The sequence below is a fragment of the Longimicrobium terrae genome (genome assembly GCF_014202995.1).
GTDB lineage: Bacteria > Gemmatimonadota > Gemmatimonadetes > Longimicrobiales > Longimicrobiaceae > Longimicrobium > Longimicrobium terrae.
Genome location: NZ_JACHIA010000019.1, coordinates 23,375 through 35,683, shown reverse-complemented (window position 1 = coordinate 35,683; position 12,309 = coordinate 23,375). Strand labels below are relative to the sequence as shown.

The window sequence follows — 12,309 nt, the reverse complement described above, 5'->3', positions numbered from 1 at the left end:
TCCGCTACCCGGAAATCACTTCAGCGACGAAGTGGCGATGCGTTCGCAGAGCTCGGGAAAGGCGATGCCGATGGCGTTGGCGCCCTTGGGAAGCAGGCTGGTGGCCGTCATTCCCGGCAGGGTGTTGGCCTCCAGGCACCACAGCTGTTCCTTGGCCAGGATGAAGTCGATTCGCGCGTAGCCCCGCAGCTTGAGCACCTTGAAGGCGCGCAGCGCGTACGCCTGCAGCTGCGACACGATCTCCTCGTCCAGCGGCGCCGGGCACAGGTACTCCGTCATTCCCGGCGTGTACTTGCTTTCGTAGTCGTAGATGCCCTTCTTGGGGCGGATTTCCACCGGCGGAAGCGCCTGGTCGCCCAGGATGCCCACGGTGAGCTCGCGCCCCTTGGCGAAGCGCTCGATCATGACCTCGGTGTCGTACTGGGCGGCGTCGCGGACGGCGGCCTCCAGCTCCGAGCGGTCGTTGACGATGTGGATGCCCACACTGGAGCCCTGCCGCGACGGCTTGACGATGCAGGGCAGCCCCACCAGGTCCTCGATGGTGTCGGGATCGTACGCGAAGTCCGGAGCCCGCGCCACGCGCCAGGGGAGCGTGGGCACCTGCGAGTCGCGCAGCAGGCGCTTGCTGACGTCCTTGTCCATGGCGATGCCGGAGCCCAGCGGGCCGGAGCCGGTGTAGCGGATGCCCAGCACGTCCAGCAGCGCCTGGATGGTGCCGTCTTCGCCGTCGCCGCCGTGCAGGGCCAGAAAGGCGATTTCGGCCTCGCGCAGCTGCGGGATGTTGCCGAGTTCCACCAGCGGCAGCGCCTGCTCCACCGCGGCGGGCGGCGCGGAGTGCACGCCGCCGGGAAGAAGGCTGGCTTCCTGGTCCGGGCTCACGAAGCCGCGGGCCGTATCCACGGTGGCGACCTCGTGCCCCTTTTCGCGGAGCGCCTTGACGATCGCGGCGCCCGAAGCCAGTGACACCTCGCGTTCGGCGCTCGTTCCCCCCATCAGCACGGCGATCTTCATCCCAGCCTTTATTCGGTTCGGGTCGTGTACAGTGCGGTTTTCCCGCCGCGCGCCCCCTACGCACGAAGTGTACGCGCACGCGTGCGGGGCATGGGTGAGCCCCGGCGGAGGATGATTTCCGTGCGATGCGCCAGCGTCGCGGGCGGCCCCCACCCGGGCCGGCACCACCGGCCCACCCTCCCCCAAAAAGACTGGGGGAGGGTTGTGGCGGCGGACGCTTTGGTGCGGGACACGGAGATCGGCGCAGAAAGCCGAGTATGTTGAGCGAATGAATCCGCCGCTCGAAAAGCGGAAAGCCCCGACACGGCGCTATTCGCGCACCGTTCGGGGCTTCAACCGCAACGGAACTGAGGACGCGAGCCGAATCGCTCGTTCGCGCCGAACGGCTCCCCCTCTCCCGCTTGCGGGAGAGGGGGTTGGGGGGTGAGGGGTGCCTCAGCATGCGCCACACCATCCAACACGCACCTTTTCTCCGGTTCCCCGACCCGTCGCAGGGAAGCCGTCCTACGCCGCCGCCGTTCCCTGCCCCGCGCCGCCCTTGGCATCGGGGCGCACGGCCTCCAGAACCTTGCGCGCCAGCGACGGCCCGAACCCCGGCAGCGCCGCGATCTCCGCCTCGGAGGCGGCGGCCACGTTGCGCATCGACCCGAACTTCTCCAGCAGCGCCTTCTGCCGCGACGGGCCCACGCCCGGAATCAGCGACAGCTCCGACCGTACGGTGCGCTGCGTCCGCAGCTTGCGGTTGTACGTGATGGCGAAGCGGTGCGCCTCGTCGCGCAGGCGCTGCAGCAGGCGCAGGGCCTGGCTGCGGCGCGGCAGCCGGATGCTGTCCGAACGGCCGGGAAGGAACAGTTCCTCCTCCTTCTTGGCCAGACCCACGATGGGCTGCTGCGGAATGTCGAGCGCCTCCAGCGCCTTGCGCGCCGCAGACAGCTGTCCCTTGCCGCCATCGATCACCGCCAGTTCCGGCAACGGCTTTCCCTCCTCCACGCGGCGGCGGAACCAGCGGGTGACGGCCTCGTGCATGGAGGCGAAGTCGTCGTTGCCCCAGTCTCCGCGGATCTTGAGCTTGCGGTACTCGCCCTTGGCCGGCTCGCCGTTCTCAAAGAACACGGCCGACGCCACCGTTTCCGAGCCCTGCGTGTGCGAAATGTCGAAGCACACCATCGTGCGCGGAACCATCGGCAGCTCAAGCACTTCCTGCAGCTCGTACAGCGCGTCGGGGGCCCGTTCGGCGGCGGCGTTGCCCATCAGCTTGCGCTCCTCCAGCATGTGGCGCGCGTTCTGGTCCGCCAGGCCCACGAGCGACAGCTTTTCCCCGCGCTGCGGCCAGTGCAGGCGCACGGCGCGGCCCGCGGCCTCGCGCAGAAGCTGCTCCAGCACGGGGCGGTCGGGAAAGTCCAGCGGAAAGTAGATCTCCGGCGGCACGCTTTCGGGGTCGCGCGTCACGCGCTCCGCGTACAGGCGCGCCACGAACGCGGACACCGCGTCCTCGTCCGACTCGTCGCCCAGGTTGGTGAGGAACTGCGCCTCGCGTCCCAGCAGCTTGCCCTCGCGGATCTGCAGCACCACGCCGCATCCTTCCGCGCCATCGCGCGCAAAGCCGATCACGTCGCGATCGGCACCGGACACGTCCATCACCTGCTGCTTGCGCTCCAGCGACTCCAGCTGGCCAACGGCGTCGCGCAGCTCGGCCGCCCGCTCAAAGTTCATCTCCCCCGCGGCGATCTGCATCTCCGCGCGCAGCCGCCGCGCCACCAGCTTGGTGTGGCCGCCCAGCACTTCCGCGATTTCCTCCACCATCCCCCGGTACTCCTCGGGCGACTGCAGCGCCACGCACGGCGCCTTGCAGCGGCCGATGTGGTAGTCCAGGCAGGGCCGCGCCGGCGCTTCCTTGGGCAGGTTGTAGTGGCAGGAGCGCACGGTGTACAGGCGCTTCACCAGTTCCAGCGACTGCCGCATGCGCCGCACGTCGGTGTACGGGCCAAAGTAGCGGCTACCGTCCTTGCGCAGGGTGCGGGTGACAAAAACCTTGGGAAACACCTCATCCGTCACCTTGATGTACGGATAAGTCTTGTCGTCCTTGAGGTTGATGTTGAAGCGCGGGCGGTTTTCCTTGATCAGATTGTTCTCAAGGATGAGCGCCTCGGCCTCGCTGCGGACCACGATCGTCTCAAAGTCCTCCACCCGCCGCACCATCTCGCGCGTCTTGATGCCGTGCTGCGCCCCGCTCTGAAAGTACGACCGCACGCGGGAGCGCAGAGACTTGGCTTTTCCGACATAGATGATCGTGCCCTCGGCGTCCTTCATCAGGTAGACGCCGGGCTGCGTGGAGAGCGTGCGGAGCTTGGAATCCAGATGGGTGGTGCGTTCAGACATCGGATCGTGCGGACGGCGGAACGGGTGCGGTTCAGGATGGGATGATACACCGAACACGCCGTTCCGGTCACAGGCGCGCCGTTCAGCGGATCGTCTGCCCACCGTCGCGGATGGCGTCGCGGATGACGGCGTGCAGGTCCACGCGGCGGATGGCATCGTGCGCGGCCTCCCAGCGTCCGTCGGCGTACAGGCCACGAATCCCGGCGTCCTCATACGCGCTCTCCCCCGCCTCCAGGCACGCCCGCCGCATCGCGTCCGCGATCCGCAAATCGTTGTCGTTCATGTGCATCGGTGGATTTCGGGGATGATGGTCTTCGGGTGGTGGATCGACGTCATCATGTGCGTCCGCCCGTCCAGGAGCCGGTGTGGATCGACATGATCACGTGCGTCCGCCTGTCCAGAAATCGGTGGATCGACGTGATCACGTGCGTCGGTAAACACATCCCGCACAAAGGCTTTGTCATCCTGAGCGAAGCGCCGCGCCGGCCTGTCCGACACGCCGTACCTTGGCGCGAAGTCGAAGGATCTTGCCACGGTGGATGCGGAGTGCCGGCAGGCGGGGTGCGGATCAGACTCGGGGCCTCGGCGCTCGGGGCGGACCATGTGGCAAGATCCTTCGACTCGCTGCATGGTCCGGCGCACTCGGAAAGGCATCATCGCCGTTCGCTCAGGATGACAAGCGGGGGTGCCTTCATGCGGATGTCTCCGCGCAGAACGAGATACATCGTCCCGAACGCGGGCGGAGGTCACGGAGACCTGCCTCCGTGACCTCCGTGTATCCTCCGTGCCCTCCGTGTGAAACGGCAGTTCAGCTCACCGCCCGATCATCCGGCGCAAACGGCGGAAGACGGCGCCGGCCTGTTCCAGCCCCAGCGCGGCCGCGATCGCGAAGTAGAGGAACCCGTACGCGCCGCATACTACGACCGCCCTCGGGAACGGCCCCAGGTCCGGAAAAGCCAGCTTCAGCGCCCATCCGCCGGCCGCGGCCAGCACCGCGGCCGCTACCATCCGCACCACCGACGCCGTCCGCGGCGCCACGCGCCCGATCTTCGCCTTGAGCGAGCGCTTCAGCAGCCACCACTCCACCCACGCCGCGATCCCCGCCCCCAGCGCCAGCCCGAACACGCCCAGCGGCTGCCCGCCCACCCGCACGTGGCCAAACAGCCCCGGCCCGACCTTCCATCCACCGCCCAGATCCACGCCCTCGAACTGCAGCATGAGCACCACGCCCAGCACGATCGACAGGACGACGCGTACAGTCGCGTAGCGGGCCGGCGTCCGCGTATCGCGAAGCGCAAAGAAGGTGGACGACAGCAGCCGCGACGCCGTGGTCGCCATCAGCCCCGTCGCGAAGCCCGCCGTCGTGACGTACACGATCAGCGTGGACTCGCGGGTGAACTCGCCGGTCTGGAACAGCCCCGCCACCACCACATCACCCAGCGCCACCAGCGCCACAAAGCTGGGAAGCACGTAAAAGGCGATGCGCTCCAGCGCCGCGGACCCGCGCTCGCGAAGCTGCTCCGCGCCGCCGGACCGCTGCCGCGCAAGTTCCGGAAGCTCCGCCACCGCCACCGACATGCCGAATAGGCTGATGGGGAGCAGGTACAGCGTCATCGCGTACTGCATGGTCGACACGGCGCCCACCACCAGGAACGACGCCAGCATCGCGTCGATCCATGCGCTGATCTGCACCACGCCGCGCCCCATGACGGCCGGCGCCGCGTTGCGCAGCGTCTCGCGGACGCCGGCTACGTGCGTTCCCCACCGCATGTTCAGCGAGCGCTCCAGCTTGAGCACGCCCGGGATCTGCACCACGAACTGCAGCACGCCGCCCAGCAGCGCGCCCCACGCCAGCGCCACCACCAGCGTACGCCCGTCCGCGCCGTGGCCCATGATCCACATGGTCGCGATCATGGCCGCGTTCCACGCCACCGGCGCCACGTACGACAGAAAGAACTGCCGGTGGCTGTTCAGAATCCCCAGTGACCAGGCGCTGAGCACCAGCACGCCCGTCATGGGAAAGAGGATGCGGACCACCTGCACCGTCACCTCGCGCCGCTCGCCCTCGAAGCCGGGGACGAACACCGTGGTGAGGAACGGGGCGAAGAGCACGCCGATGAGCGCCATCGCGCCCGCCACGGCCAGCAGGAGCGAGAAGATGGCGCCCGCCACGCGGCCGGCTTCCTCCTTCTTTCCCTCCTGCAGCAGTTCCGCGTACACGGGGATGAACGACGCGCTGAGCGTTCCCTCCCCCAGCAGGTTCTGCATGAAGTTGGGAACGCGCATGGCGGCGTTGAACACGTCCGCGTACACCGAGGTGCCGAAGTACTGCGCAAACACCCGCTGCCGCACCAGCCCGGCGATGCGGCTGAGCAGGATTCCCGCGGCCACCATCATCGAGCCGCGGTTGCCGGTGCGCCCCTTGGCCGGCTCGGCGGGCTTGCCGGGCGCGGCCTCGCCCACCGGATCCGCGCCGAACGCGGCGTCCTTGAGCGCGTCCGGGCCCATCTCCACGGTCACATCCGGATCGTACAGCGGGTCCTGGCGGGGCGGTACGTCGGAACTCATCAACGGGTCATTCAGGAGAAACGCCCGCGGCCAGAGGGCGGCGGGCGACAGGGTCAGCGGGTCTGCGGCTGCGCGGGTGCATGGACCGCGCCATCCGGCATCTTCTCCGGATGGGCCGCGTCCACCCCCAGCCGGATCTCCATCCGCTCCGCCAGATCGCGCAGCAGCGTGGGACGCATCGCAAGGAACGGCAGCAGGTTGAGGCTGCGCTCCTGCGGCGCGCCGAACGGCATCAGTGTGTTGCGGACCAGGGGAAGAAGATGCGTGACCCCGCGGTCCGAGCGCTTGGCGTGCGCCAGGATCTTCCGCTCCGCGTCCGCCGCGGCCAGCAGCGCCCGGTCCCGCCGCGCGCCGATCGCCAGTTCCAGGTTGGCGTCCACCCCGGCCGACGCGTCCATCACCGCCCCGAAGCCGTCCACGATGGCCGTCCGCAGCGCGCCCAGCCGCTCGGCGATTTCCGGCGCCAGCCGCCGTCGGGCGACCAGCGACACCAGTTCATGCTCCGGAAGCGCGAGTTCGGCGTCGGTAAGCCCAAGCTCCGCCGCTGCTTCGGCCACGTCGTCGGGGACGAGGCGCGCGGAAAAGCGGGGCCAGGCGACGGGCGGAAGCATGCCCATGGCCCCGAACAGCGGGTTGATCTGGGCGAAGTACGCCACCTCCGCCGGCCCGCCCACGTAGGCGAGCGTGGGGAAGACGGCGGATTCCACCACCGGGCGCAGCAGCACGTTGGGACTGAAGGAGCCCGGTTCCGCCACGATCCGCGCATCCACCTCCTCCGGCGTCCACCGGATGCGGGCTTCCGGCGCCGCCCAACCCCGCCCCGCGCGCACCAGGCGCTCGCGGCCCGCCGGTCCGTGGTGGAACACATTTGCCGCGTCCGCCACCAGCGTCACCTGCGGCGCGTACCCCGCCGCCTCCAGCGCCTCCGTCCGCTCGGCGAGCAGGCGTTCGTGCTGCGACGCCTGTGCTACCGCCGCACGGAGAACAGGGACCGAAATCTGCTTCAGCGCGGGATCCGCGGCGTCGGTCACCAGCAGATCGAAGCCGGCGAACAGCTGCTCCACCATCCGCCGAAACGCCCCGGCCACTGTTTCTCCCGTCCGGTATGGACCTGAGAAGCTTGTGAGATCAACACCGGTTCCGCCAAGCGCCGCAACGACTTCCCCGTATTCAGCTGAGACGGATTCGATATCCGTTCCGAGCCGCATTTCGCTCATCGGGACGGGACGATCAACCGTCGCGGCCACGGCAAAGCGGCGGAGCGCACCGTCTGCATCCACCGCAAAGGTGTGGTTCGCTTCGGCTAAATCGTGGTCCTCAGAGGCGCACCAGAAGACCGGTAGCACGATGGTGCCCAGCTCCCGCTCCAGCGCTTCGGCCAGGCGGATGGCCGTGAGGATCTTGTGGATGGTGTAGAGCGGGCCGGTGAACAGACCGGTCTGCTGCCCTGTGGTGACCATCGCCCCGCCCTCTTCCACGAAGCGGGCGAGCCGTTCGCGCGCGGAGTCGGAGGTGGGATGCACCGCGGCCGCCGCGGCCTCGCGCTCCGCCCGGCCAAAGCGGCGCGTGACCTCGTCCAGCTTGGCGCGGAACGATTGCAGGTCGTTGGGATGACCGGAAAAGAAATGCGCGGCCTCCGGTACGCCCGCCAGGTAGTCCATGGCGAGCCGGTTGCCGCGCAAAGGCGAAACTTCAATCCGCAGAGTCAGCGTGCCCTCCCCATCAGGATGACGGCCGGGGCCGCCCGCTGCGGCCCGCCGTCCTGGTCGTCAGGGCGGGTGGCCACCCGGCACACCTCGCCCGCCATCTTCATCATCACCCGCGAGCAATAGGCCCGCCGCGCCGCCCCGTCGCAAGAGCACACGCCGGCCCATCACCAACTACTGTCCACACCGTGCATTCCGATCGAGCGCGCCGGAAAAACAGCGTTCGAGAATGCGCTCAGAACGACGATCTCGAGATCGTCACCCATCGGTGCGCCTCAGGACGGAGATCCGGGCGTAATCGCATCCTGCGCGGAATTCCGTCCCGCTGTTCTCCGTGCGCTATTCCCTGCCCTTGTGGTACGGCTCCCCGCGCAGGATCGTCCCCGCCCTGTACAACTGCTCCGTCAGCACGAGCCGCGCGACTTCGTGCGGCAGGGTGAACGCGCCGAGCGAGAGCAGGTGCGTGGCGCGCGACAGGATCTCGTCCGACAGGCCGTACGCGCCGCCGATCAGGAACGCGGCGCCGGGGCTGGCGCGCACCTGTAGATCGGAGAGGTACGCCGCGAGCTTCGGCGAGTCCCACGCCTTTCCCGTCTCGTGCAGCGCGACGATGTCGCATCCCGCGGGGACGCGCGCCAGCAGCCGCTTTCCCTCTTCATCGCGGACGCGGGGAGCGTCGCCGCGGCCGCGGTACGCCACCTCCTTGAGCTCGGCGGACTCGAACGTGAAATAGCGCCGCGTGCGCGTCTCGTACTCCGAGATCGCGTCGCCCACGGCGCCCTTCGCTCGCCCGATCACCCCGACGGCAACCTTCATCCCGGCCGGAACGGCTCAAGACGATCGGCCCAGTACTCCGGCTCGCGGTGTTGGTGAAACACTGCGTACACCACTGTCCCAGCCACTCCAATCGTGTAGATCACCGCGTAAGGAAAACGGGGGAACAGCTTTCTCCGCGTGCCGTGTCGGTGTGGAGTTCCCAGCAGGGGTCGCTCACGGATCATCGACAGGACCAGCGCGAAATCCTGGTCAAATCGGCTAGCAATGTCAGGATTCTGGTCGCGGTAGAAGCGCACCGCATCCAGAAATTCTTCCATCGCAACCTCCGTTACGTGCAACGGGCTGTTCACCGGAGCAGTTCAGCCGAGCGCTTGAATACCTCCTCAGGGGAGAATGTCCGCATCTCGCCTGCCTCGTAAGCCCGCATACGCTCGGCGATCTCGCGATCCCAAGCTTCCTCACGCACGGCATCCTCGTCCAGACTGGACAGGAGACGCGCGGCGAGGCGAGCCCGCTCAGAGATCGGAAGCTGCAGCACCGCCGATTCCAGAGCTTCGGCGTCCAAGCTTTCTGCCACTACACTCATGCGCTCCTCCCCTGTTAAGCGTACATGATCGTCACGATCTTCCGTCGTACCCCAGTGCCGGGCGGCGGATCGGAATAACGCCCGCACGGGTGTGTTCGACCTGTGGCGAACCTTCCGTGCTGATCACCCTGTCGCGCTGTCCCGTTCCGGAAACGGCTGACTGTCGTTCTCGCCGGCCAACCCGTGAATGTATGCAAGTATCTGCTCATGATTGAGATCGCAAATCTCGCAATCCAGCTGAGCGCGAATATCCCGCATCATCCTGACAGAGTCGATCTGAAAATCAGAAGCTTGCATCGGCCCTCCGCTTCTTCTCAACGGATTACCAAGGTGTCGCGCAGGCAGCGTTCGTTGTCGCGGTGCGGGTGGTCGATGTTGTAGTTCAGGCCGCGGCTTTCCCTGCGATGAAGCGCGCAGCGCACCACCAGAAGCGCGCTCTGCACCAGATTCCGCAGTTCGACGAGGTCGTGCGTGGGCCGGCACTCCGCCCACAGCGTGCCGACACGCACCTGGATGTCGCGCAGCTGCGACTCCGCTTCCGCCAGCCACGCGTCCGAGCGGACAATGCCCACGCGCTCCCACATCAGGTTGCGCACCGCCTCGCGATCTTCGGCCAGCGCAGCCTCATCCACCACACGCAGATTGGTCCGGGCGGGCACTTCCACGGGCTGCAGCGCGGGGGCGGAGCGCAGTTCCGGGCCCAGCCGCGCCGCCGCGCGATGCGCAAAGACGACCGCCTCCAGCAGCGAGTTGCTGGCCAGGCGGTTCGCGCCGTGCACGCCGGTGCAGGCCGTCTCCCCCGCCGCGTACAGGCCGGGAATGCTCGTCCGCCCATCCGTGTCCGTCAGCACGCCGCCGCACAGGTAGTGCGCGGCGGGCACGACGGGCAGCGGCTCGCGCAGCATGTCGATCCCCCGCTCCGCCGTCTCGCGCAGGATGTTGGGAAAGCGCTCGCGGATCTCGTGTTCCGGAATCGCCGAGCAGTCCAGCAGCACGAACGCGTCACCGCTGGCCTTCATTTCCCGGTCGATGGCACGCGCGACGACGTCCCGCGGCGCCAGCGAGGCGAGCGGGTGATAGTCCTGCATGAAGGGCGTGCCGTCGCGCCGCTTGAGGATGGCGCCCTCGCCGCGGACCGCCTCGCTGATCAGAAAGGTGCGCTCCCGGGCGGGATACAGGGCCGTGGGGTGGAACTGGATGAACTCCATGTTCGCCACCCGCGCGCCAGCCCGGTACGCCATCGCCACGCCGTCCCCGGTCGCGATGGACGGATTGGTGGTGTGCCGGTAGATCTGCCCCGCGCCGCCGGTGGCCAGCATCACCGCGCGCGCGGCGATCGGCACCAGCATGCCCGTCTCCGAATCCAGCGCCAGCACGCCGCAGCAGCGGTCGCCCACGGCGCCGGGCTCGCGCGCGGTGAGCAGGTCCACAGCCTGGTGGTTCTCGTAGACCGTCACATTTCCCGTCTCCGCCGCGGCGGCGAGCAGCGCGCGCTCGATCTCGCGACCGGTCAGGTCGTCCGCGCGGACGATGCGCCGGCGCGAGTGCCCGCCCTCCAGCCCCAGCGACAGGTCATCGCCCGCGGTGGTGAAGCGCACGCCCAAGTCGATCAGTTCGCGGACGCGCTCCGGGCCCTCGCGCACGAGGACGTCCACCGAATCCGGATGGCAGAGCCCGGCGCCGGCCACCAGCGTGTCTTCCATGTGCAGCGCGGGCGAATCGTCGTCCGCGAACACGGCCGCGATGCCGCCCTGCGCCCAGTTGGTGCTGCTTTCCGGGCGGCTCTTCTTGGTGATGATAGCCACGGTGCCGTAGCGCGCCGCCTTGATGGCGAACGACAGCCCCGCGATTCCCGTCCCCACTACGACCACGTCGGCCTGGATCAACTCGTCCGCTCCTCAAGCGCGCGCCGCAGCGCCACGTCCAGCAGGTCAGCCCCGGCTTCCGTCTCCACGCGCTGATGCAGCACGAAGGCCGGCGCACCCGCCGGCAGCAGGGCTCGCAGCTTTACCGCGTCCTTGTGCGTCATCACCATCCACCCGGCCCCCGAACGCTGGCGGATGGTGTGTGCCTCATCCGCCGTAAACTCGTGGTGGTCCGCGTACAGTGCCGCGTCCACCTGTGCCCCAGCCGCGCGCAGGTGCTCCACGAACGGCCCCGGCGTGGCGAGCGCGGCGACGGCGAGCACCTTCTTTCCCGCCAGCGCCGACATCTCCATCGCCGCCCCGCCGTGCAGCGGCCTCAGTTCCGAGGGCCGCAGCGCGATCCGCGCCACGGGCATTCGCGGCAGCAGCCCGCCGAGTTCTGCCTCAACCTCAGCTGCGCGGGCGGCGGACGCGCTCTTCCGGGTGATGACGAGCAGGTCCGCGCGCGCGAGCGCATTCACCCCTTCGCGCCACGGACCGCGCGGAAGCACGCGGGGATGCGCATCCCACGATTCCGCCGCGATCAGGACGATGTCCAGATCCCGGGCCAGCGCCCGGTGCTGGAACGCGTCGTCCAGCACCACCACGTCGCGGCCGGCCGCCTGGGCCTCGCGCGCGGCGTCCACCCGGCGCGCGCCGCGAAAGACGGGGATGCCGGGATTCAGCTCGCGATGGACCTGGATCTCGTCCTCGCCGTAGCCGCGCAGCGCGATGGCGGGCCGCCGTCCCCATTCCGCCAGCCGCCGTGCGATCCACGCGGAGACCGGCGTCTTTCCCGCCCCGCCGACCGCCACATTGCCGACGCTGATCACCGGAATGCCGACGCGCTCGCTGCGCATCCACCCGCGATCGAACGCGCCGTTTCGCAGCCGCACGCCGGCGCGGAATGCCGCTTCCGCCGGCGCGAGCACCACGTCCGCCGCGCGCCCCGTGGCGCCCGCCTCGCCCGCCCACCAGCGGTGGACCCACGCCTCCACGCTCACGTGGGGAAGGACCTGAGAACGTTCCGGCCGGCTTGGACGCGGCCGCGGGCTCCCCCCTCCCCCCGGCCCCCTCGCCCCGCAAGCGGGGGAGGGGGAGACCTCAGTGCGGAGGAGAGTGCGGCCGCGACTGCGAACTCCAGCGGTCTCTCCGCCGCACCAAACTCCGCCGCGACGCAAGGCACGGGTGTGTGCTCCCTCTCCCACATCTGTTCGTGGGAGAGGGTCGTCGCGCGGAGCGCGCGGGGTGAGGGCCCGCGCCGGAGCATGCGCCCGGAACAACCCTCCCCCAGTCTTTTTTGGGGGAGGGTGGGCCGGTGGTGCCGGCCCGGGTGGGGGCCGCCGGTGAGCTGGCCGGACCGCGCCGCCGCCGTCCC

General features: G+C 69.0%; 12 protein-coding genes. All 12 read right to left on the bottom strand.

Going from position 1 to position 12,309, the window contains the following annotated elements:
• Positions 1-15: 15 nt before the first annotated feature.
• The 12 genes from HNQ61_RS22185 to HNQ61_RS22130 all read right to left on the bottom strand — a co-directional run bounded on the left by HNQ61_RS22185 (position 16) and on the right by HNQ61_RS22130 (position 11,929).
• Entirely contained in the window at positions 16-1,011 is a 996-nt protein-coding gene (locus HNQ61_RS22185) for a D-alanine--D-alanine ligase (RefSeq protein WP_170036987.1), read from the bottom strand.
• A gap of 504 nt (positions 1,012-1,515) precedes the next feature.
• On the bottom strand, positions 1,516-3,390 hold the full coding sequence (gene uvrC / locus HNQ61_RS22180; protein ID WP_170036984.1) for an excinuclease ABC subunit UvrC: 1,875 nt from the start codon (positions 3,388-3,390) through the stop codon (positions 1,516-1,518).
• A gap of 82 nt (positions 3,391-3,472) precedes the next feature.
• Positions 3,473-3,673, bottom strand: coding sequence for an acetyltransferase (locus tag HNQ61_RS22175; RefSeq protein ID WP_170036981.1), 201 nt, complete (start codon positions 3,671-3,673; stop codon positions 3,473-3,475).
• Positions 3,670-3,888 carry a hypothetical protein gene (locus HNQ61_RS22170; RefSeq protein ID WP_183685804.1) on the bottom strand — a complete coding sequence of 73 codons (219 nt, stop codon included), beginning with the start codon at positions 3,886-3,888 and terminating at the stop codon, positions 3,670-3,672. The genes HNQ61_RS22175 and HNQ61_RS22170 overlap by 4 nt, the downstream gene beginning before the upstream one ends.
• A gap of 315 nt (positions 3,889-4,203) precedes the next feature.
• Positions 4,204-5,958, bottom strand: coding sequence for a murein biosynthesis integral membrane protein MurJ (murJ, locus tag HNQ61_RS22165; protein WP_170036979.1), 1,755 nt, complete (start codon positions 5,956-5,958; stop codon positions 4,204-4,206).
• Positions 5,959-6,011: 53 nt separating this feature from the next.
• Positions 6,012-7,640, bottom strand: coding sequence for a bacillithiol biosynthesis cysteine-adding enzyme BshC (gene bshC / locus HNQ61_RS22160; protein ID WP_170036976.1), 1,629 nt, complete (start codon positions 7,638-7,640; stop codon positions 6,012-6,014).
• A 363-nt stretch (positions 7,641-8,003) separates the two neighbouring features.
• Positions 8,004-8,480: a 23S rRNA (pseudouridine(1915)-N(3))-methyltransferase RlmH gene (locus tag HNQ61_RS22155; protein WP_170036973.1), complete on the bottom strand. Its 477-nt coding sequence runs from the start codon at positions 8,478-8,480 to the stop codon at positions 8,004-8,006.
• On the bottom strand, positions 8,477-8,758 hold the full coding sequence (locus HNQ61_RS22150; RefSeq protein ID WP_170036970.1) for a type II toxin-antitoxin system RelE/ParE family toxin: 282 nt from the start codon (positions 8,756-8,758) through the stop codon (positions 8,477-8,479). Before HNQ61_RS22150 ends, HNQ61_RS22155 begins: the two co-directional genes overlap by 4 nt.
• A gap of 29 nt (positions 8,759-8,787) precedes the next feature.
• On the bottom strand, positions 8,788-9,027 hold the full coding sequence (locus HNQ61_RS22145; protein ID WP_170036967.1) for an addiction module protein: 240 nt from the start codon (positions 9,025-9,027) through the stop codon (positions 8,788-8,790).
• 123 nt (positions 9,028-9,150) lie between these two features.
• Entirely contained in the window at positions 9,151-9,324 is a 174-nt protein-coding gene (locus tag HNQ61_RS22140; RefSeq protein WP_170036964.1) for a hypothetical protein, read from the bottom strand.
• A gap of 17 nt (positions 9,325-9,341) precedes the next feature.
• Entirely contained in the window at positions 9,342-10,913 is a 1,572-nt protein-coding gene (gene nadB / locus HNQ61_RS22135) for an L-aspartate oxidase (RefSeq protein WP_170036961.1), read from the bottom strand.
• Positions 10,910-11,929, bottom strand: coding sequence for a tetraacyldisaccharide 4'-kinase (locus HNQ61_RS22130; RefSeq protein ID WP_183685802.1), 1,020 nt, complete (start codon positions 11,927-11,929; stop codon positions 10,910-10,912). Before HNQ61_RS22130 ends, nadB begins: the two co-directional genes overlap by 4 nt.
• Between the last annotated feature and the right edge of the window lie 380 nt (positions 11,930-12,309).

Bases quoted from the DNA above. Each gene is read 5' to 3' on its own strand.
- HNQ61_RS22185 (WP_170036987.1), bottom strand. From the start codon at position 1,011: ATGAAGATCGCCGTGCTGATGGGGGGAACGAGCGCCGAACGCGAGGTG.
- uvrC (WP_170036984.1), bottom strand. From the start codon at position 3,390: ATGTCTGAACGCACCACCCATCTGGATTCCAAGCTCCGCACGCTCTCC.
- HNQ61_RS22175 (WP_170036981.1), bottom strand. From the start codon at position 3,673: ATGAACGACAACGATTTGCGGATCGCGGACGCGATGCGGCGGGCGTGC.
- murJ (WP_170036979.1), bottom strand. From the start codon at position 5,958: ATGAGTTCCGACGTACCGCCCCGCCAGGACCCGCTGTACGATCCGGAT.
- HNQ61_RS22155 (WP_170036973.1), bottom strand. From the start codon at position 8,480: ATGAAGGTTGCCGTCGGGGTGATCGGGCGAGCGAAGGGCGCCGTGGGC.
- HNQ61_RS22150 (WP_170036970.1), bottom strand. From the start codon at position 8,758: ATGGAAGAATTTCTGGATGCGGTGCGCTTCTACCGCGACCAGAATCCT.
- HNQ61_RS22145 (WP_170036967.1), bottom strand. From the start codon at position 9,027: ATGAGTGTAGTGGCAGAAAGCTTGGACGCCGAAGCTCTGGAATCGGCG.
- HNQ61_RS22140 (WP_170036964.1), bottom strand. From the start codon at position 9,324: ATGCAAGCTTCTGATTTTCAGATCGACTCTGTCAGGATGATGCGGGAT.